At 68.8% G+C, this 20978-nt stretch carries 14 protein-coding genes and 4 pseudogenes; 7 read left to right on the top strand and 11 right to left on the bottom strand.

The window, feature by feature from the left end:
- Window positions 1–163: 163 nt before the first annotated feature.
- Both ABZT06_RS03395 and ABZT06_RS03390 read left to right on the top strand, forming a co-directional pair.
- On the top strand, window positions 164–1540 hold the full coding sequence (locus ABZT06_RS03395; protein ID WP_355734034.1) for a glycoside hydrolase family 43 protein: 1377 nt from the start codon (window positions 164–166) through the stop codon (window positions 1538–1540).
- Window positions 1541–1707: 167 nt separating this feature from the next.
- Window positions 1708–2775, top strand: a pseudogene (locus tag ABZT06_RS03390) (transposase); the annotation flags it as partial.
- A gap of 428 nt (window positions 2776–3203) precedes the next feature.
- Here the strand turns inward: ABZT06_RS03390 and ABZT06_RS03385 are convergent.
- From ABZT06_RS03385 to ABZT06_RS03370, 4 genes are all read right to left on the bottom strand, one after another.
- Window positions 3204–4355, bottom strand: a complete 1152-nt coding sequence (locus ABZT06_RS03385; protein WP_355734031.1) for an ABC transporter substrate-binding protein — start codon at window positions 4353–4355, stop codon at window positions 3204–3206.
- A 117-nt stretch (window positions 4356–4472) separates the two neighbouring features.
- Complete coding sequence (locus ABZT06_RS03380) at window positions 4473–4853, bottom strand: nuclear transport factor 2 family protein (protein ID WP_355734029.1); 381 nt, start codon at window positions 4851–4853, stop codon at window positions 4473–4475.
- Between the two features lie 30 nt (window positions 4854–4883).
- Window positions 4884–5303 carry a nuclear transport factor 2 family protein gene (locus tag ABZT06_RS03375; RefSeq protein ID WP_355734027.1) on the bottom strand — a complete coding sequence of 140 codons (420 nt, stop codon included), beginning with the start codon at window positions 5301–5303 and terminating at the stop codon, window positions 4884–4886.
- A gap of 2 nt (window positions 5304–5305) precedes the next feature.
- Window positions 5306–6112: an MBL fold metallo-hydrolase gene (locus tag ABZT06_RS03370; RefSeq protein ID WP_355734024.1), complete on the bottom strand. Its 807-nt coding sequence runs from the start codon at window positions 6110–6112 to the stop codon at window positions 5306–5308.
- Between the two features lie 666 nt (window positions 6113–6778).
- Here ABZT06_RS03370 and ABZT06_RS03365 point away from each other — a divergent pair.
- Window positions 6779–7216, top strand: a complete 438-nt coding sequence (locus tag ABZT06_RS03365; RefSeq protein WP_355734021.1) for a MarR family transcriptional regulator — start codon at window positions 6779–6781, stop codon at window positions 7214–7216.
- Window positions 7217–7335: 119 nt separating this feature from the next.
- Here ABZT06_RS03365 and ABZT06_RS03360 read toward each other — a convergent pair whose 3' ends face one another.
- The gene (locus ABZT06_RS03360; protein WP_355734018.1) at window positions 7336–8151 is read right to left on the bottom strand and encodes a helix-turn-helix transcriptional regulator; all 816 of its coding nucleotides are present in this window, start codon (window positions 8149–8151) and stop codon (window positions 7336–7338) included.
- A 72-nt stretch (window positions 8152–8223) separates the two neighbouring features.
- Here ABZT06_RS03360 and ABZT06_RS03355 point away from each other — a divergent pair, with 72 nt between their 5' ends.
- Window positions 8224–8940, top strand: a complete 717-nt coding sequence (locus ABZT06_RS03355; protein WP_355734016.1) for an SDR family oxidoreductase — start codon at window positions 8224–8226, stop codon at window positions 8938–8940.
- Window positions 8941–8954: 14 nt separating this feature from the next.
- On the opposite strand, the pseudogene ABZT06_RS03350 reads toward ABZT06_RS03355, so the two are convergent.
- Both ABZT06_RS03350 and ABZT06_RS03345 read right to left on the bottom strand, forming a co-directional pair.
- Window positions 8955–9176, bottom strand: a pseudogene (locus ABZT06_RS03350) (IS5/IS1182 family transposase); the annotation flags it as partial.
- A gap of 407 nt (window positions 9177–9583) precedes the next feature.
- On the bottom strand, window positions 9584–12238 hold the full coding sequence (locus ABZT06_RS03345) for an RICIN domain-containing protein (RefSeq protein ID WP_355734013.1): 2655 nt from the start codon (window positions 12236–12238) through the stop codon (window positions 9584–9586).
- 641 nt (window positions 12239–12879) lie between these two features.
- Between ABZT06_RS03345 and ABZT06_RS03340 the strand changes: the two are divergent.
- A pseudogene (locus tag ABZT06_RS03340) lies at window positions 12880–14439 on the top strand (SpoIIE family protein phosphatase); the annotation flags it as partial.
- A gap of 25 nt (window positions 14440–14464) precedes the next feature.
- Here the strand turns inward: ABZT06_RS03340 and ABZT06_RS03335 are convergent.
- The 4 genes and pseudogenes from ABZT06_RS03335 to ABZT06_RS03320 all read right to left on the bottom strand — a co-directional run.
- Window positions 14465–14587: pseudogene (locus ABZT06_RS03335) on the bottom strand (DoxX family protein); the annotation flags it as partial.
- Between the two features lie 46 nt (window positions 14588–14633).
- A complete protein-coding gene (locus tag ABZT06_RS03330) occupies window positions 14634–14996 on the bottom strand; it encodes a hypothetical protein (RefSeq protein ID WP_355734010.1) in 363 nt (120 codons plus the stop codon).
- Between the two features lie 58 nt (window positions 14997–15054).
- Window positions 15055–15930, bottom strand: a complete 876-nt coding sequence (locus ABZT06_RS03325) for a glycine betaine ABC transporter substrate-binding protein (protein WP_355734007.1) — start codon at window positions 15928–15930, stop codon at window positions 15055–15057.
- Between the two features lie 120 nt (window positions 15931–16050).
- Window positions 16051–16695 carry a hypothetical protein gene (locus ABZT06_RS03320; RefSeq protein ID WP_355734005.1) on the bottom strand — a complete coding sequence of 215 codons (645 nt, stop codon included), beginning with the start codon at window positions 16693–16695 and terminating at the stop codon, window positions 16051–16053.
- Between the two features lie 363 nt (window positions 16696–17058).
- Between ABZT06_RS03320 and ABZT06_RS03315 the strand changes: the two genes are divergently transcribed.
- Together ABZT06_RS03315 and ABZT06_RS03310 are read left to right on the top strand one after the other, a co-directional pair.
- A complete protein-coding gene (locus ABZT06_RS03315; protein WP_355734108.1) occupies window positions 17059–17532 on the top strand; it encodes a multicopper oxidase domain-containing protein in 474 nt (157 codons plus the stop codon).
- A 257-nt stretch (window positions 17533–17789) separates the two neighbouring features.
- Window positions 17790–20480, top strand: a complete 2691-nt coding sequence (locus tag ABZT06_RS03310; protein ID WP_355734002.1) for an RICIN domain-containing protein — start codon at window positions 17790–17792, stop codon at window positions 20478–20480.
- The last annotated feature ends 498 nt before the right edge of the window (window positions 20481–20978 follow it).

Below are 20978 nucleotides of genomic sequence, written 5' to 3'. Positions count from 1 at the left end.
GGAACAAAAACCTGGTAAAACACGACGTCGTGGGCCCAGGACACCAGCTGGCCCACCGCGACCCCCTGGAACTGACGTGGGACCGAACCCGGGGGCGCCCCCGGCCGGGGCCGCCCACGGGTTCCCCATCCGCCCGCACCTTCCTACGCCCCGGAGGTACCAGATGAGCGCACCCCCCCTCCCGTCGCGCCGGCTGTTCCTCGGCATGGCCGCGGCCGTGCCGCTGTCCATGACCGGCGCCCTGACCCTCGGCAGCCAGTCCGCGAGCGCCGCGACGGCCTCCCCGTTCGTCATGGCCTACTTCACCCAGTCACCGAGCAACCTCGGTACGGACTACGGCCTGCACCTCGCCGTCAGCACCGACGCACTGCAGTGGATGCCGCTGAACCAGAACAACCCCGTCGTCACCCCGACCGCGGGCGACGGCGGTCTGCGCGACCCCGTCATCCTGCCCAAGCAGGACGGCGCCTTCGTCGTCATGGCGACCAACCTGAAGGGCACCGACTGGACCAGGAAGAGCCCGTACATCCACGTCTGGGACTCCGCCGATCTGCGCTCCTTCGACAACTACCGCCTGCTCAAACTGCACGACATGGCCACCCACACCTGGGCGCCCGACGCCTTCTGGGACCCCTCCCGCGGCCAGTACGCCATCATCTACTCGGCCGTGAACAGCAGCGGCCACAACGTGATCATGGTCAACTACACCACGGACTTCCAGACCGTGACGTCGCCGCAGGTCTTCTTCGACCCCGGCTACGACATCATCGACGGCACCCTGGCGAAGGACGTGAACGGCGTCAACTACCTCTACTACAAAGGCCACAACAGCCTCACGGGTGCGAAGTCCACCTCGCTCAACCCCGGCAGCTTCACCCAGTTCACCTCGGGCCTGGCGCCCCAGGGAGGCATCGAGGGCCCGATCCTCGCCCAGGCCGCCGGCACGTGGTACCTGTGGGGCGACGCCAACGCGCTGTTCTACACCTGGCAGACCAGCGACCTCTCCACCGGCACCTGGACCGCCACCGACCGGCGCGTCTACACCCAGCCGCTGAACTCCAAGCACGCCGACATCAAGCAGATTCCCCAGACGGTGTACGACAACATGGTCGCCAAGTGGGGAAAGCCGGCCTGGAACCGGCTGAAGTCCTACAACTTCCCGGACAGATACTGGCGGCAGGTCGACTCCATCGGTCGCATCGACCCGTACCCCTTCGACCCGTACACCGACTCGCAATGGAAGTTGGTGCCGGGGCTGGCCGACTCCTCCGGCGTCTCCTTCCAGTCCGTCACCGACCCGACCCGCTACCTGCGGCACGCCTACTTCCAGCTGCGACTGGACGTCAACGACGGCACCGCGAAATTCGCCCAGGACGCCACCTTCCACAAGACGGCCGGGCTCGCCGACCCGTCCTGGTCGTCCTTCCGCTCGCACAACTACCCGGACCGCTATATCCGGCACTACGACTACGTGCTGCGCATCGACCCGGTCTCCAGCACCACCGGCAGAGCCGACGCCACGTTCTCCGTCTGGTACTGAGCTTGGCCTTTATCCTCGCCTGCTACCCGACCTTCTGATCTGTGGTGCTTCCAGGGACAGCGGAGGCGGCCGTTCTCCACGCTTCGAGATGTCGAGTGACGAAGCACGAGAGAACGGCCGCTGCGTATGAGTCTCCCGTCCCTGGGTCCGCAGGCGAGGCATCGAGCGTGTTGTCCCGCTTTCGGGTCGAGTTCTCCGAGTGCCTTTACGTCCGGGCGGATGCGCTCTTCGAGCTCACGGACGCGGTGCTTGTGCGGACGGGCCGGTGAAGACGCTGGTCGGGCTGTCGCCGGCGGTCGAGCACCGGCATGGGCACGGCACCCTGTACGCGGGGTTGGAACGGGGCTGGGCGGAGCCGGCACGGTTGCGCTGCGCGCTGGCCGGCTTGCCGCTGCCGAAGGCGGCCGACGGACGTGTCGTGCTGGCCGTGGATGTGGGCAACCGGCTCCGCCCCGATGCCCCCACCAGCGACGACCGGCTGTTCTGCCACGCCTACGGACGCGGCGCCCGCAGTAGGGACCAGTTCGTGCCGGGCTGGCCGTACTCCTTCGTCGCTGCCCTGGAAACGGGCCGTACCTCCTGGTGTGCGCTGTTGGACGCCGTGCGCCTTGGGCCCATCGACGACGCGACCGTCGTCACAGCAGCCCAACTCCACGGCGTTGTAGAGCGGTTGATCCACACGGGGCAGTGGGAGCCAGGAGATCCCAAGATCCTGATCATGATGGACTCCGGCTACGACGTCGCCTACCTCTCCCACGTGCCGGCGGACCTGCCGGTGATCCTGCTCGGGCGCCTGAGCTCCGACCGCGTCATGCTCCGCGACACTGACCCGCCCGTTTTGGCCCCAGAGGCGGGCGCCCGCGCCGGCACGGCGGTGTCCTCGCCCTGGCCCGGCCCGAGACCTGGCACACCGCTGAGCGACAACGTCCACGGACACCACCCGCTATGGCACCGCCGAGACCATGGCCTGGGACCGGATGCACCCCCAGACTCACCCGCGGCGGCCCCTGACTGGAACACGTGAAGGATGAACTGCCTCTCCTGCACGGCACGTTGATCCGTCTGAAGGTCGGACGGCTGCCGGGCGACCGCGACCCGAAACCCCTGTCGCTGTGGTGCTCGGCCCCTGGCGCCACCAGCACAGATGTCGACCGCTGGTGGCATGCGTTCCTCCGCCGCTTCACCTGGAACACGCCTTCGGGCTGATGATGCAGACACTCGGCTGGACACGCCCAAGATCCGCCATGCCGACCTGGCGTCCTCTCGAAGCACGGCCTGCCGCGCGCAGCGTTGCCCGTGCCTCCGGGAGGAGAGCCTGGCGGTCGTCGGGTCGGCGATGCGCCTGCGGTGAGTGGATGCGGTGGCGCCGCCGGCCGGTCCGTCGAGCGAGGCGGCAATGCGGGTGGGAGAGCGGCGGCCCGGGTGGGAAAGCCACACAACCGCAGCCAGCTGCTGCACACTGGTCCAACTGGCGCAGATACCGTCAGGCCACAGCCCGACGCTGTCACTGCCAACGACGATCCGCCGACGAACTCGCCACTGGGGAGGAGCGTCGACAGGGCCGGAGTCGCTGAGTCTGTCCGTCGCCTGTATGACGGCCAGGAGATACCGGGCCGCCGGCCCCTCGCACGGGGAGTGCAGGGCCGGCGGCGCTGGTCGGTCGTCAGGCTCCGGGGTGCAGTCCGAGCCAGCCGGGACTCGGGTCGCCCTTGACCTCACCGAAGTACAGGGCGAAGGTCTGCTTCCAGCGCTCGATCGCCGCGCGGTCTGCCATGAACTTGGGGAAGCCGTCGAGGTTGCCGTTGGGGTACTCCCAGACGGGCTTGAGCCCGGTCGGCGGGGTGACATCGGTGCGGACCGACCAGCCGTTGGTGGCGGCCTTCTGCTGCTCGACGGAGAGCCGCCAGTTCAGGTACAGCTTGGCGGCGGTGGGGTTCTTGGCCTGCTTGAGGATCGCGGCCCGCTGTCCCCAGGACATGAACGGCGCCTCCTTGGGCAGCACCCACTTGACCGGCCCGGTGGACAGCGGCGCGCCGGAGCCGCCGATGCCGATGGCCTTCTGACCGCTGGTGACGGCCGCGCTCGGGGTGAAGCTGCCGCGGGCGAACTGAAGGTCCTGGGTGGCCAGTCGGGCCAGCCAGTCCCAGCCGTACTTCTCCACGTAGAGGGTGTAGAGGTAGAGGACCGCGTCGTCGTCGTGCGGGTAGGAGGAGGCGATCTTCCCCTTCCAGCGGGCGTCGGCCAGGTCGAGGGGACCGCTGGGGATGTCGGAGCCGACCGCGGCGGGACCGTACATGTAGCTGAAGGCACTGACCTGGACGGCGACCCACGCGCCGTGCGGGTCCTTGAAGGGGGCGTAGAGCTTGGAGAAACCGGCCGGCTTGTAGGCGAGCAGGCGGCCCTGCTCCTTCCAGCGCACGAAGTCCTGCACGGTCTGGAGCTGGACGACGTCGGGTATGAGGGTGTCGGTGGCGAACTGGTTGTCGACGCGGACGTCGTGGTACTTGCTGTAGTCGACGACCACCGTCAGGTCGATGCCGGGGAACTGGCTCTTGAAGCCGTTGCGGATCCCGTCCGCCTGGCTGGAGACATCGCCGCCGGCGTAGAGCACGAGCTTGCCGCCCTCCGCGAGGGCTGCCTGGTAGAGCTCGTCAAGAGTCCGCTTCTCCTCGGCGCCGCCCGTCGCCACGCGGCCCGCGGAGGCTTGGCCGGTGGCGGCCTGAGCGGGGGTGACGGAGGCAGCGGTGACACCGAGACCGAGAGCGGCGCCCGCTCCGGTGGCAAGCATGCGGCGTCGGCTGGGAAGGCTGGTCATGGTGGGGGGAGCCTCTCTGTCAGTTCTGTTCTGTTCGGTTGTCCGTGTGGTGCGGCTGGACCACAGCAGCAGTACGGCGCCCGGCTACGGCACGGGTGCCGTACTGCTGCTGTGGGGTCAGAACATGGTGTTGTCGTTGGCGCTCTTCTCGGGGACTTCCTGGATCACGTCCCAGTGCTCGACGATCTTTCCGTCGGCGACGCGCCAGAAGTCCGCGACGGCCATGCCCCGGTCGCCGGGCTTGAGATGCAGGTTGCTGTGGGTGACCACCAAGTCCCCTTCGGCGATCGTGCGCTTGATGTCCAGGCGCAGGTCGGGGAACTGCCCGCGCAGCCAGTGCACATAGCCGACGAAGGCACCCGGGCTGTCCTGCGCCTCGGGGTTGTGCTGGGTGTAGCTCTCGCCGAGGTGCGCGGCGGCGGCCGCCTCGGGCTGGTAGTCGTTGAACGCCTGCTCGTAGAACGCGATGACAAGCGCCTTGTTGTCGGCAGCGGACACTGGTTTCTCCTGACTTTCGAGTGCTGGGTTTCAGTTGGTCATGGCGTCACGGACGAGCGCCGTGTCGACGAACTGTTCGAAGCGGACGATGAGTCCGCCGCGGACGACGAAGTGGTGGGCGACGCGGACGTCGATCGGCTTGCCGGTGGCCTTGTTGGTCGCCGTGTAGCGGGCCAGGACGACGACGTTCTCGCCGTCGACGACGTAGGTGTCGTCGTGCGCGGCCCAGCCCTCCCACTCCTTGCCGAGCTGCTCCATGACGTTGGCGGTGACGCCCTCGGGCGTGCGGTAGGTGCCGGCCAGCGGGAAGCCGGCCATCTCCGTCCACTCCACGTCGGGGGCGAGGGTGGCGCACAGGGCGTCCAGGTCTCCGGCGGCGGAGGCCAGGTACTGGCGCCGTACGACGTCGGCGGGAGCGGTGGAGGTCGCGAACCCGTGGGACTCGGTCATGGTCAGCCCCACTTCATCTCGCCCTTGGCGACCTTCGAGCCGATCTGGGCGGCGATCAGCATGCCGTTGTCCGGGAAGCGCTTGACGAGGGCGTCGTTCAGCGCGGCGCCGTCGGCGGCCTTGCCGAGCTCCTCCTCGAAGGCGATCAGGTAGGCGCGGGTGGCGGTGATGGCGCTCGCGTCGGCGGCGGTGCCGGGGAGGCGGTGGCCGGGGACGACCAACTCGGGCTGGAGGGCGGCCATTTCGTCGAGCAGGTCGATCCAGGCGGCGCGGTCGCCGGGGGTGGGGGTGTCGGCGACCCAGACGTGCTCCTGCTGGAAGAGCAGCACACCGCCGAGCAGCGCGCGGTGCTCGGCCTGCCACAGGTAGTGGCGGTCCGGGAGGCCGGCCGGGCCGCCCTTGAGCTGGAAAGTGTGGCCCTCCAGGGTGAGGTCGCCGGTGAGCGGAGTGAGGTCGACCAGGCGGGTGGGCAGGTTCGGGCCGAGCGCGGCCCATGCCTTGAGCTTGCCCTCGTAGGAGTGGGCGATGTGCTCGATGACGAGCGGGGTGGCGACGAAGAGCGCGTCGGGGAAGGCGTCCGCGATCACTTCGGCGCCGAAGTAGAAGTCCGGGTCGGCGTGGGAGACGAAGACGGTGGTCAGCGTCTTGCCGGAGTCGAGGATCTCCGCGGCCAGGCGGTGGCCGTCGGCGCGGGTGAACGCGGCGTCCACCAGCAGGGCCTCGCTCTCGCCGGTGACGAGGGTGGCGGTCTTGTTCTTGCTGCCGGCCGGGAAGTCGAGATCGATGACCTTGAAGGAGAGAGTGCTCATGCGTGCTTCCTCGGGTGAAGGGTGATGGTCGCGGAGATCGCCTCGCGGCGAGGCGTACGACGTGAACCGGATCGAGATGGGCAGCCCGTGTCGAGCAGGGGTACAGCCTTGAGTGCCCAACTGGTCGATCGGGTGGTGGCTGAGGACATGGGGTCGGACGAGTCAGCGCCGCGCACATCGCGATGTAGAGGCTGAGGCGGGCCTTGTAGCAGTCGAGAGCAGCGCGGTCGCTCATGAACTGGCCGAGGCCGAACGGCTGCACGGTGCCGTAGCCGAAGATGTCTTTGCGGCTTCGCGCACACGTTCTTGGGATAGTCGCCCTGCCCAGACGCTCCACCACCGGCAAAGACAACGAGCCGACCGCTTTGGGCCACGGCCAGGCGGTACAGCGCCCGCAACCGGGTCTCCTCGTTTGAGCCGGTCCGCTCGGCGGTGGAGGAGGTGGCGGCGTCCGCCGAAGCGGGCGCCGCAGACAAGCCGGACGCGAGGACGCCGTCCATAGGTGCTACGACGCCGGAGGCGGCCAGGACGCGCTTTCCCATGGGTGGACTCCACATCTGTGGGGTGGACACGGTGAAGCATCTGCCGACGCAGACAATATATCTGTCACAACAACTATTGCAACGGCAGATTCTTCCACGTCTGTCCTTCTGTCATCCTTGAGGAGTGAATGAACAACTGCTGAACGACGGCGACGTGACACTCTTCGGTCTCTTCGTGGAGGCCCACAGCCGTATCAAGCCCCTGGTGAACCGCGATCTCGACATACCGCAGACCTGGTTCGAAGTGCTGCTGCGACTGGGCCGCACCCCCGGCCACCAGCTCCGCATGACGGACCTGGCAGAGGCCGTGTCCTTCAGCTCGGGCGGCTTCACGCGGCTCGCCGACCGCATGGAGAAGGAGGGACTCATCCGCCGCGACCCCGATCCCGCCGACCGACGAGCCGCACTCGCCGTACTGACCGACAAGGGCGGTCAGGCGCTCGACCACGCACTGACCGCCCACGTCTCCCACCTGCGCAACCACCTCGCCGGACCACTCTCAGCCGAGGACCGCCGCCACCTTGAGCGCATTCTGCGCACGCTCCGCGACGCCAACGCATGAGAGCTCGCACGGACGGGCGGCGTGGAAAGCCTCAGCATCAAGGTGGGCGCAGGCCCCCGTGAGCATGCAGCTGCGACGGTTTGTGACCGCTGGAGAGGGAACTTTCCGGTTCTTTCGTTTCAGGTCGCGTGCCTGGCCAGCCTGTGCAGGGTCCTCGCGGCAGGTGATCCGGGGTCGGCCGTGATCAGGACGACTTCCTGGTCGTCCTCGGGCACGAGCAGGACGTCGCAGTTCAACCGCAGCGTGCCGATTTCCGGGTGGCCCAGGGTCTTGGTGCGGTGCCCAGGAGCGTGAACCGGACGTGTCTGCCAGATGTGCCGGAACTCCTCGCTGCCGGCGTGCAGTTCGGTCAGCAGGGCGGTCACCTGTGGGTCGTGCGGGTAGCGGTCGGCGGCCCGGCGAAGCCGCGCCACCACGATGTGCCCGAACTCCTCGGCGCTGGAGCTCTCATACATCCGTCCCTGGCCCAGGAAGCGGCGCCTGGCCAGGTTCGTCGTACCGCGCGCGAGGTCGCCGCCGAGCAACGCCTTGGCCAGGGGGTTCCAGGCGACGACGCCGTACGCAGCGTCAGTGACGATGGCACCGGTCTCCGGCAACCGCTCCAGCATCCGGGCCACGTGCGGGCGCACCCGCCGCACGGCGTTGCTGCCGGGCGGCGGGTGCGATCCCGCCAGGCCGAAGAGGTGGCTGCGCTCGGCCGGAGTGAGCCGCAGGGCCTGGGCCAGCGCGTCCAGGATCCGGGGCGATGGCCGCGGTCCCCGGGCCTGCTCCAGCCGCGTGTAGTAGTCGACCGACATGTGGGCGAGGTCCGCGACCTCTTCGCGGCGCAGGCCCGGTGTACGGCGGGCGGTGCCCGTCGTCGTCAGGCCGATCTCGCGCGGGCGCAGGCCCGCTCGGCGGTCCCGCAGGAAGCGGGCCAGTTCCTGCCGCGCCATGCCACCTCCGGCCGCTTGCCTGGTACAGGTTGTCCCTGGCAGGACGCCCGCCGCCAGGGGAGCGTAGTTTCCATGAACGATCGCACAGCTTTGGTAACCGGTGCCAACAAGGGCATCGGCAAGCACATCGCCCGGCTGCTCGCGGCCGAGGGCCTCACCGTGTACGTGGGCTCCCGCGACCTGAGGCGCGGACAGCGTGCCGTCGAGGAGATCGGTGCCGGCGCCCGGCTGCTGGTCCTCGACGTGACGGATTCCGACGGCATCGCACAAGCCGCTGCTCAAGTGGACCGCCTGGACGTGCTGGTCAACAACGCCGGCATCTCACCATCACTCGCCTTGCCGACCGACACCCTCGTCGAGGAATACCGGCGCACCTACGAGACCAACGTATTCGGGGTGGCGGCGGTGACCAATGCCTTCCTGCCCGCCCTGCGCCGGTCCCCACACCCGCGCATCGTCAACATCTCCAGTGGCACCGCATCGCTGACCTGGAGCACGAACCCCAACCCCCAATTCCCCCCGGGAAGCGGCAATGGTGCCGCCTACCGGTCGTCCAAGGCCGCCCTCAACGCCCTCACCGTCTTCTACGCCCAGACGCTGGCCGAGGACGGCTTCAAGGTCAACGCGCTCGCCCCCGGCCTGCGGGGCACCGATCTCAACCCCCGGGCCGCCGCTGCCGGCGGCGACCCGGCCGAGGCCGCCCACGGTGCCCTCCGCCTGGCCCTGCTGCCGGACGACGGCCCCACCGGTGGCTTCTTCTCCTGGGACGGAACGCCCGCGCCCTGGTGACTGGTGACCAGGCACGGGCGGGGTCCCGGACGGCTGCCCCAGCGATGGGTCGTCGATGCCTGGCGGATCAGGCTACGTACGGTGATGACAGCGTCGGCGAGGGCGAAAACGGCGTCGCTGACGATGGCCCGGCGCTCGTAGCAGCGGGCGAGGCGGTGGGAGGCGTTCTGCCAGGCGTGGGTGCGCTTCACGTACCACCTCTGGCTCGCCTGGATCGGCGTCTCGCCTTGTGCGCGATCCGGCCGTGCAGGCCGCGCGCCCCGATCTACGAGTTCCAGCACGCGCAGCACCTGCGGCGTCGGCACGGCCGACCACAGTTCCGTCGCCCTGTGCCCACGCAACAACAGCGTCAGAACCGTGGAGTGCGCGAACGTGACGCCCGACGCGTCCACCACCACCCTGGAATGCTCCCGGGCGGCCTACCCCGACCCCAGTGATCGCGACCGTGCTCGTGATCGGGTGCGGGTGGGCGCTCCACCTGCTGACCGACACACACCGCCTCGAAGAAACCCCGGCCGCACGGCGGCCGGGGTTTTTTGCTTCATGGACTTTCACTGCGGGTCCTGGGCGACGCACTACGACGCCGCTGCGGATACTCGGGGCCGCAGGCTGGTGTGCCTGCTCCCCCGCCCGAGCATCGGGGTCAGGACGGGTCGCCGTACTGCAGACCGCGTCCGTTGGTGCCGATGTAGACGCGGCCGAAGGTGTCGGGGTCGCCGGTGATGACGCCGACGCTGCCGACGGCGCCCCACTGGTGGGCGTCGTCGTTGACGCGGAGCCAGGTGGCGCCCCTGTCGGTGGAGCGGAAGACTCCGGTGACGTCCTTGACAGTGCCGATCAGGTACAGAGCCTGGTAATCGGCGCCCGGTGCAGCCTTTCCGAAGCCGAGAGCGGAGGCGGACTTCACCGTGGTGAGGGTGGTGAAGGTGCGGCCGCCGTCGGTGGAGTGCAGCAACCCCTTGTCACCGCCGGCGATCCACAGGTCCCCAGCGATGCCGGGGACGGCCGTGAGCCGGCCGGAGGGCAGGTTGCCGGCCCGGGCGGTGAAGGTCGCGCCGCCGTCGGTGCTGGCGTAGAGGGTGCCGTGGGACAGGGAGTAGAAGGTACCGCCCGAGGAGCGGTCGGCGATGACCTCGGCGTCGGTGCCCAGGCCGCTGACCTTCGACCAGCTCGAGCCCTTGTCGGTCGAGCGGTACGGTACCTGACCGTCCTCGGTCCACACGATGGCGGAGCCGTCCGCCGCAAGCGCGACATGGCCCATCTGGGAGCTGCTGACCGGCTCCGCCTTGAAGCCGTTCCAGCTGCTGCCGCCGTCGGTGGAGTAGGCGCCGTCCTGCTCGCCGCCACGGCCGACACGGACCATCATCGAGGGGTTGGACTGGGCGAAATCGATGTCGGTGCTACTGCTCATCAGCGGGTTCTTCAGCCGCCCGGCGGGCTCCTCGGTCAGGGAGCCGGCGTACCGGAAACCGCCTTGGTCGCCCATGGAGGTGATGAGGGTGGCACCGCCGGGCGGGGCGATGGCGTCCGCAAGCGAGGTCTCCTCCAGGCCCACGGCCCCCGGCGTCCAGTGGCTGGTGCCGCCGCTGTCGGAGGCGCCTGCGTCCTTGCTGCGCCAGATGCCGTTGCCGGTGCCGTACAGCACGTGCCCGGAGTCGAAGGGATCGATGGCCAGGGCAGTCATCCAGTGGCCTATGCCGGTGCCGATGTACGGAGCGGCGGAGGCGTCCCGCACCGACTTGTCGGCCAGTGCCTTCCACGTCGTACCGCCGTCAGTGGTGCGGTAGAGCTCGTCCTGGGGCCACCAGCGGTCGAGCGTGGTGACCATCACCGTGGACGGCTTCTGCGGATCGACGGCCAGACCGGAGAACCCGTAACCGCCGTTGGACGGCGAGACGTTCTTCCACGCCCCGCCGGCCGGCGTGTACTTCCACACCGAACCCGCCGTCACGCCGTTGGGTCCGAGGGCGTCGGTGTACGTCAGGTACAGCGAGCCGTCGCCGGAGACCACGCCGTGCTGCGGCATCTGACCGGTGGGCCGGCCGGGGACGGCCTGCCAGGTGCTGCCGCCGTCGGTGGAGCGGTAGAGGGAGGTGGACTTGTCGGCGACACCGACGTAGACCGTCTTGCTGCCGGCCGGGCCGTAGGTCACGAAGGAGACGCCCCCGCCGCTGCCCGCCCCGTCCTTGACGGGGAACGAGGAGACCTGACTCCATGTCACGCCGTAGTCGGTGCTGCGCCACAGACCGTTCTTGCGGGTGCCAAGGAGCAGAGTGCCGTGGTTCGCGGGGTCGACCACGAGCCGTTCGCCCGCTCCGCGGCCGTCCTCGTTGCCGCCCAGCTTGAACGGCAGGTCGGTGCGCTGGAAGGTGCGGCCCTGGTCGGTCGAGCGCAGGATCGCGCCGTTGCCCGCCCAGTCGTTGGTGTAGGTGCCCGTACCGAGGTAGAGCCGGTTGGGGTCGACGGGGTCGGTGGCCAGCGAGTCGATGCCCAGCAGGTTCCAGTCCTTCTCGCCGATCCAGTCGGTCAGCGGGATCCACTGCTCGGCCCCGGTGTCCCAGCGGTAGGCGCCGCCCATGTCTGTACGCGCGTACAGCAGACCCTTCTCCTTCTGGTTGAACACCAGTCCGGTGACGTAACCGCCGCCGACCACCTGGGCGTTCTTCCACACATACGGTCCAGACGCGGGCTTGGCGTCCGCGCTGCCGGCGCCACCGGCCAACGGGTCGGCCGTCTTGACCAGCTTCCACTGCTGGTTGGTGCTGCCCCGGCTCGGATACTGGATGACTGCCGCGCCGTTGGCCGTGGAGCCTCCGGAGACGTCCAGAACCTGGCCGCTCCTGCGGGAGGTGAAGGTGACGGCGTCGGAACCGCTCACCTCGCTGATCTTCCATTCCTGGGAGGTGGAGGAACTGTCGGTCTGCTGCTCGGCGGCGGCCCCCTGGGCGGTCGAGTTGCCCGTCGTGCCCAGGACCTTGCCGCTGTTGCGGTTCACCAGTTCGTAGTAGCCGTCCCCGGTGGACTTCAGCTTCCACTGCTGGTTGGCGGTGTTCTGGTCGGTCCACTGCTGGATACGGGTGCCCTCGGCGGTGGAGAAGCCGTTGACGTCCAGCACCTTGCCGCTGCGCACGGAGACCAGCTCGTAGTAGGCACTGCCGTCGACCGTCGCGGCCTGCGAGTCCTCCTGTACGAAAAGGAGATACGGCACGACGGCGAGGGGCGCGCCGAGCAGCACAGCGGTGACAGTCCAGCGACGGCGGTGACGCCCGCGGCGCCCACCGTGCGTGGTGTTCTTCATGGGGAGGTGCTCTCCTTGCATACCGTTCACAGAGGAAAACGGATCACGGCACCGGAACTGACCGGATCCGACTCCTTGTGGTCACCAGCAGCGCAAAGGTTGCCTTCGAGCCAAAAACTCTTCTCTGCCTGACGTGCGGGGGTGCTTCGGCGGCGCAGAGCATGCGCCCACGGAGGTTCCGAGACATCCGGCGGTTTCGGAGACCCACCCTTCTCCGCCCGGCGGCGCGGCGGGGCGCGGCGGGCGGTCGGTCCCACGCGTGGACGGGCGGTCCGCGCGTGGGACGAGCGGGAGAAGCCCTCGTCCGACCTGCGCCGACCGCCTCGAGGAAGCCCTGCCGCACGTCGACCGTGTTCGGTAATCACTCGTAGAAGAGGAGGCTGCGTGATGAAGCCCCGGATGTTACTCGTCTCCCTTGTCGCCGCCGCGCTCGGGGCGACGGTGTCAGGTGTGACCCCCGCCTCCGCCGCCCCCAACACGCCTTTGCGAGTCATGCCGTTGGGCGACTCGATCACGTGGGCGTGGGGAGCAGTACGGGCAACGGCTACTGGAGTCCGTTGTGGAACCAGCTGGCGGCGGACGGCCATCCTCTGGACTTCGTCGGTACGTTGCGGGGCGGGACGACGATCGAACGCGGCGCGTCCCTCACGCTCAGCCGTGCGGCCCGGCACAGCACCACGGAGGACACCAAACGGCCGACCGGGCCCGCGATGCCGGTCACGCATGCCGCCACTTCCTTGGCCGCCACCTGCATGGCCATGGGAAGGTCCACCGTCGAACTCGCCGACGACCCCGGTATGGGCAGCGAATGGGCCTTCGGCCCGGGACTCGCCGCCGACCCGGCCCACTGGCCGCCGGGGAACCCGGTGATCGACAAGTCGATCACGGCGGAAGGACTGACCGGCCGCATCACCGTCCCGCTGCGGGCCCGTGGCGCGCTGCTGGGCGTCGTCACCTTCTCCCGCACCGAGCGGCCCGAGGCCTTCACCGCCGACGACCTGATCCTCGCCGAGGAACTCACCGCCAAAGCGGCCGTCGCCATCGACAACGCACGCCGGTACTCACGCGAACGCACCACCGCGCTGACCCTGCAACGCACCCTGCTGCCCCAGCAGTTGCCCCAGCAGGACGCCGTCGAGGTGGCCTCGCGCTACCTGCCCGCCGACACCGACGCGGAGGTGGGGGGCGACTGGTTCGACGTCATCCCTCTGTCCGGCGCCCGGGTCGCGCTGATCGTCGGCGACGTCGTCGGCCACGGTCTGCACGCGTCGGCCAGCATGGGCCGGCTTCGCATGGCGGTGCGCACGCTCGCCGATGTCGACCTGCCGCCGGACGAGTTGCTGACCCACCTCGACGACTTGGTCCTCCACCTCGCCAGCGACCTCCAGCCCAGCAGTCACTTCCACACGACCGGCGAGACCGGGGCGACCTGCCTGTACACCGTCTACGACCCGGTCTCGCGCCGCCTCACCCTGGCGAGCGCCGGCCATCCGCTGCCGTTGGTGATCGCCCCGGACGGCACCAGGACCCCGGTGGCCGCACAGCCCGGACCGCCGCTCGGGATCGGCGGCCTGCCGTTCGAGTCGAGCGAGCTCGAACTGCCCGAAGGCAGTCTGCTCGCTCTCTACACCGACGGGCTGGTGGAAAACCGCGAGCGCGACGTCGACCGGGGTGTCGCCGAACTGCTGGGGGTACTGGACCACACGGCGTCCTCGCTGGACGCCCTGTGCGAAACGGTGATGGAGGCCATGCTCCCAAGGCACCGCACCGACGACGCCGCGGTACTGCTCGCGCGCACCCACGCCCTGGATCCCCAGCACGTCGCCGACTGGGACGTCGAGCCGGACTTCACTCAGGTGTCGCGCGCCAGGCAGTTCGCTCTCGACCAGCTGGCGGCCTGGGGCCTGGAGGAGACGGCCTTCGTCACCGAACTCGTGGTCAGCGAGCTGGTCACCAACGCCATCAGATACGGCGAGCCCCCGATCGGACTCCGGCTCATTCGCGACACCGCCCTGATCTGCGAGGTCTCGGACGCCAGCAACACCGCACCGCACCTGCGCCGGGCGCGCGCCTTCGACGAGGGCGGACGGGGCCTGCTGCTCGTCGCCCAGCTCACCCAGGGGTGGGGCACCCGGCACACCTCGCAGGGCAAGACCATCTGGTGCGCGCAGTCTCTGGCACACGATGTCACCGGGACATGAACGCCGCTCGTGAGCGCGGCCACAGCAGGTGCGCGGTGATGGCGCTCGGGAAGTACAGCACGAGACCCCGGGCCGCGAGCGTTCCCAGCACGGGCACCACGAGCTCGGCCAGCAGGCCCGCGGTACCCGCGGCGAGGCGCACGCCGAGGGCCTGCGGACAGGGAAAGCCATGGCTGGCCCAGCTGGTCCAGCCGTCAGTTGGCCGAGTACGTCCAGGTGCCGCCGTCTGACTGGCGAGGCACGTACACGAAGTTCGTGTGCCAGCCGATGTTGGAGCGCTCGAAGTGGAATTCGACTGAGCGGTCGGTCTGCCACCAGTAGCTCCAGGCCGTGGCGCAGGAGTTCGCCTGGACGTCCCAGAAGCGCGAGCCGGTCCAGTCGTGGAACTGGTTGTAGCCGACGACGAAGAACCTCATCGGCCGCGGGTTGTTGTTGCAGACCTGTAGTTGCACGCTGTTGACCTCGTCGGCGCTGGCGGTGGCGGGCAGGGCCAGCCCGACGCACAGGGCGCCCAGCGCGAGCGCGGCCACGGTGACCTTGTTGAGGAGAGTGCGCATGGAGAGTGTCGCTTTCTGTTGTGTCGCTGGGGTGGTTCGAAGCGGGGCAGGGAGGGGCTCAGGTGAAGGGCCCGTGGGAGCGCAGCCAGGCTCCGGCCACTGCGGCGGGTGCGCCACCGTTCTCGACGCGGGCCGTGAGGGCGGCCAGCTCGGTGGTGGTCAGCCGGGCGCCGAGGTGGGCGAGCGCCTTCCTGGCGGGCAGGTCCACGGCTGCGGCGTCGGCGAGCGGGACGACGTGTTCGGGCGGCATGACACCCTTGGGATCGGACAGCACCACGAGGTGACGCCGGGCGATCACGGGATCCGCGGCGTGCAGGACCATGACGTCCGGGGTACCGGACCCCGGCAGCGCGGTGAAGGTGACGCCGTACGCCTTCGTGAGTGCGGCAGGCCGCGGCGCGTCCGGGTCGCCGACGGCGGGGCCACCCAGGGTGAGACGGCTGCCCGCGCGCCGCAGGTCGGGCAGACCGCGCACGCCGTGGCTCCGGGCCAGAGCCTTGCTGACGGCCAGGACCACGTCGCGCTCCGCCCGGGCCGGCCCGAGCGCCACGACGCCCGGCGGTAGGGCCATGCTGAGCGTCGCGGCCATGTCGCCGGGACGCTTTCCCCCGCCGGGCATCGCCCGCAACAGGGTGGTCTCGTAGGCGGGGACGAGGCCGATCTCGCCCTTCACCACGGCCCGTGCGCTGTCGGCGGCGCTCGGGTAGGGAGCGGGCGCCGGGCGGACCTGCTCTCCGGCAGCGGTCAGAAGCTCCCCGTAGAGCGCGGCCACGATCCGGCTCTCCGCGGACGTGTCACTGCCGATCACCAGCGGACCCTGGTGGTCGGCGGACGACGCCGTCGTACCGCTCGACACCGTGCTGCCGCAACCGGTGAGAAGCAGAAGGGAGAAGGCAGCCAGGGCGGCAGGGCGCAGGCGCGGACATCGGGACATCTGAGGACAACTTCCGTCGGCGGAGGAACAAGGAGATGTTCTGGAGGAAGCGGAGGCAGGGGGCACGCGGCCCTGCGCGTGGTTGCACGCACGGAGCCGCGTGCCGGACCTGGCGCCAGGTCAGCGGCAGTGCTGGTTTCGCTCGGCCTGGCTCATCGGTGTGTCCTTGAGGTTGACGGTGCCCGATCGGGGGCTGTCCACGTTGAACCCGGACGACTGGTAGTTGTTGACGTACCAGACGTAGTGACCGTAGTAGCGGCTGGAGAAGTGGATCTCGTACCAGCCGGTGGCCTGCTGCTTGGGAGCACCGCGTTCGACCCAGCCCTTGGAACCCGGCGGGATGTTGACGGTGTCGCCCTCGCTGTCGGTGTGCGACGCCTGCCATGAGTGGCCGTAGCTTGCGGTGACGCCGGCCTCGAAGACCTCGAAGAACTTCATCTCGGCGCTGACCGAGACGCCGACGGAGTTGGTGGTGGTCGTCGTGTCCGACCAGTCGATGCGGTGCTGGTTGACCTGGCTGCCACAGTTGAAGGCCACGCTGCCGACCTGGTGGCTGGGTCCCGCGTACGTCCAGTAGCTCTGCGGGTGGAACTCGCAGAGGTCTGCCCAGCTGCAGGCACCGAGCAGCTGACCGGTGCTGGGCGTGTCCTGGGCCATGGCCTGCGGGGCGCCGAGGAGTGACGCGCCGAAGGCGAGGGCGGCGACCGCCGCGGCGGCACGGCCGAGGCGCTTGGCGGGCTTGGATGCGCTCTGTGCGCGGTCCATGAATACAGCTCCCTGGGGAAAGTGGCCGACGGGGGTCCGCGGACCAGAGGCAAGTGATGGGGGGAGCCCTCGGCAGTGAGGGGGATAGGCACCGCCGAGGACTCCCGTCGCTCGTCCGCTTCCGGCACGGACCGAGCGAGCACCACTGTCGTCAGCGCGAAATTGATCAGCAACCCGTTCTGACCAGCGCAATCAATGTGAGCTCGGGGTGCGGCCGAACGTTCTCGAAGCGGACGTCGGCGCTACGCCGCGGAGATGGGGAGCGGCGGCGGCCATGCGGGGAGGGGCGTCGGCGGCATCGATCGCCGAGGCAACCAGCCTGGCCGAGCAGGACGGGCGGGCATCACGGCCAAGACGTGAGCCATCGCTGGCCGGACCCCCGGCAAGGAGTGGCGCGTCACGGCCCGTCACCGAATCGCCGCCACACTGTCCAACCAGCTCCCGGACCGGACCACCGCCTCCGTCCACTGGCACGGCATCGCCCTGCGCGACAACATGGACGGCGCCCCGCCGGCCACCCAGTCCGCCGTCCGCACCGGCCACGATGTCACCGACCGCTTCCGCACCGACACCCCCGGCACCTGCTTCTCCACCCGCACGTCGGTCTGCAGCTCGACCGCCGCCCGTACGGCTCCCCCGCCACCGTCTCCCTGCGTTTGCGTCCGTCCGCGATCGAGCACCACCACGAGGCTCATGGGCCGTACTGGTCGGTATCTCGGGAGCACTTGGACGTCGTCGCGTGCCACAGAGGCTCGAACACGACGCCACCGGCCACCTCAACCCGCCCGGGCAGCACCTTCGCGACCGGTGAGCACCGATGACAGATCCCCTACATAAGTACTACTCATTTCTTGAGACCAGGCCGCCCAGTGGGCCACACCAGGCAGGTCGCCGTCACGGTCTCTCGCAGCTCACGACCGCCCCATTATCTGGTCAGACCAAGTCATCACAGGGCGAAAGCCGATGATCCTCGATGTCGGCGATGTTACGCCAGAGGAAAAATAAATATGCCTATCATCTTGACCAGAGCACCCTTCGACCCCGATAAATACCACTCATAAGTAGCGGGGGTTCCGAGGAGGGACACACCACAGATGAGACCCCTACGCAGAGGAGCGGGCGCAGCGACGGCACTCGCCGCGGCGGCTGTCGTCTTCGCAGCCGTACTGCCCGCCCAACCTGCCTACGCGGCGACGATGAACTTCTACGTCGACCCGGCCAACGGCAGCGACAGCAATTCGGGAACCAGCACTGCCACAGCGTTCAAGACCGTACAGGCCGCCCAGGCCGCGGTCCGCGCCGTCAACGCGAACATGAGCGACGACATCGTCGTGAACCTGCGCGGCGGCACCTACTCCCTCACCGCCCCCATCACTTTCGGCACCAGCGACTCGGGCACGAACGGCCACACGGTCACCTACCAGGCCTACAACGGGGAGACGCCCGTCATCACCGGTGGCAAGGCGATCACCGGGTGGACCGCGGCGACCAACGGCGAGTACAAGGCGTCCGTGGGCAGCCTCAACTTCCGGCAGCTGTACGTCAACGGGGTCCGCGCCACCCGGGCCCGCTTCCCCGACGTCGGCACGGACTTCCAGCTCCAGGGCAGCGACAAGCCCAACAAGCTGCTCAAGGTACTCAGCTCTCAGGTTTCCAACTGGGATCACCTCAACCAGGTCGAGATGATGCTGGAAACGCAGTGGGGCGAGAGCTACCTGCGGCTGAAGTCGTTCAGCTCCGCCAACGGCATCGCCAACGTGTCCGTCCAGGACCACGAGGCGGGCATCCTCTTCCCACGCCCTTGGCCCCAGCTCTCCGACGGCTCCCCCCTGCACTTCGAGAACGCCCACGAGTTCCTCAACGAACCGGGCGAGTTCTACGTCGACACGGCCGCGCAGACCGTCTACTACAAGCCCCGCCCCGGCGAGGACATGTCCACGGCCTCCGTGCAGGCGCCCACGATCAAGACGCTCTTCGACATCAAGGGCACCAGCCTCGACAGTCCCGTCCACGACCTGCGCTTCTCCGGGATCACCTTCACCGGGACCACCTGGATGGAAGCGACCGACAACGGCTACCTCAACGGCCAGGGCGGCAACTACAACATCTCCGCCGACACCTCCAACCACCAGTACGTGGGCCGCCCGCCGGCCGGGGTCCAGGCAGCGGACGCCGACCGTGTCTCCTTCACCGGCAACACCTTCACGCAGATGGGGGCCACGGCCCTCGATCTGTCCCACGGCGTGCACGACAGCACCGTGACCGGCAACCTCATCTACGACATCGCCGGCAACGGGATCATGGTCGGCAAGTTCTCCGACCCGACCGTGGAGATGCACACCGTCTACAACCCGCCCACCTCACCAGCAGGTGAGGACGCCCGGGAGGTGGTCAAGAACGTCACGGTGAAGGACAACCTGATCACCCAGATCGGCGAGGACTACCCTGGAACCGCGGGCATCGACGCGGGCTTCGTCAACAGCACCACCATCGACCACAACGACATCTCCGACGCTCCATGGGCCGGGATCTCGCTGGGCTGGGGCTGGCAGTCGGCGGCCAACGCCGAAGGCAACAACAGCATCAGCTACAACCGGATCGGTAACGTGATGAACCGGCTCTGCGACTCCGCCGCCATCTACCACCTCTCCAACGACCCGGGCACCGTCATCAACGGCAACTACGTCCACGACGTGCTGAGAACGCCGACCGCCTGCGGCAATGCCGTGGCCGGCCTCTACACGGACGAGGGGTCGAACAACATGACCCTCTCGAACAACGTGCTGTCGCAGACGGACGGTCTCGTCAACCAGAACGCCAACGGCTCCAACGTCACCCTCACCAACAACACGACGTCCGGTGACTCGGTCATCAAGGCCTCCGGTCTCGAGTCCGCCTACCAGGGGCTGGCGGCGAAGCTCAACCTCGCCTACAACAAGCCGGCGTCCGCGTCGTCGGTCTTCGGTTCGAACACCCCGCCCTCCAGCGCCGTCGACAACAACGGTACGACCGGCTGGTCACCGACCGGCAGCGACACCTCGGCCTGGTGGCAGGTCGACCTGGGGCAGGCCTACCAACTCGGACAGTTCTCCCTGACCACGCGCCAGGACCTGGACCAGTCCTCGACCCGGGGCAACTTCGAGGTCCGGGTGTCCAACGACCCGTCCTTCGCCACGTACACCGTCGTGGGACGCCAGACCAGCACCCTGCCGCTCGCGGCCACCCTCTCCGGTGACATCAACGTCCGCCAGGCCTTCCGCTACGTCCGCGTCGCCAAGACCGACGGGGCCTACTTCTTCATCACGGACTTCTCTGTGCAGCGGGCGGGCGGGGCCCTGGAGGACTCGACCGGCACGCCGAACACCAACCCGTCGACCTACTACTCGATCAAGAACGTCAACAGCGGCCTGGTGATGGACGTCAACGGCGCGTCCACCGCCGACGGCGCGAGCGTCATCCAGTGGCCGAACGCTGGGTCCGCCAACCAGCAGTGGACCATCGTTCCGGTCAGCGGGCAGCTCAACAAGATCGTGAACAGGAACAGCGGCAAGGTCCTCGACTTCGGCTGGGCCAGCCACTGGAGGAGCACCGCGCTGCAGCAGAGCACCTACAACGGCAGCAACAACCAGCTGTGGTACTTCGAGCCGACCACTGGCGGATACCTGATCCGCAACTTCGAGAGCAAGCAGATCCTGGAGGTGAGCAACAGCTCGACCGCGAACGGAGCCACCATCGACCAGTTCATGCCTCTGAACCAGTCCAACCAGGCCTGGACGATCCAGTGACAGGGTGACCCGACGCAGAGCTGTGGGCGGTGGGGCAGGAAGGCCGTGGTCTTCCCGCCCCACCGCGGCGATGTGCTCGCAGGGACAGCAGCCGACACCACGGGCTTGGGATGAGAGGCCGTCCGGTCCGGCCGTGACCGACCCGCTTACTGGCCAGGTTCTCGTGCCCCTACGCATCCCGGTCACGTCGTCGGCCGGCAGGCAGTCGACCATTTTGACCGCTCGGCGTCGTCCTGGATCGACGCCAGGATCGAGTGCACCTGTGCGAGACGCCCTCACGGCGCTGGTCGGTCATTTCCGCCAACGACCGCGGCACGCCGCGGGTGCACAGCCGACTGCCCGCGCAGCGGACCATCTGGTCGTACCTGTCCTCGACCAGCTCCGCCACCACCTCGGCGTACCGTTGTCGCGGCCTGTCCCGATCAACCACGCCGCTCACGCCTCCCCGGCCTTCGCTCCTTGCGCGCCGGACGTGCGACGCCCCCTTCCCGCGAATGA

Origin of the sequence: Streptomyces sp. NPDC005483 (assembly GCF_040606035.1) — a bacterium.
Taxonomy (GTDB): domain Bacteria; phylum Actinomycetota; class Actinomycetes; order Streptomycetales; family Streptomycetaceae; genus Streptomyces.
Note: the sequence above shows the minus strand (reverse complement) of the source record. Positions and strands in the feature narration are given on the sequence as shown.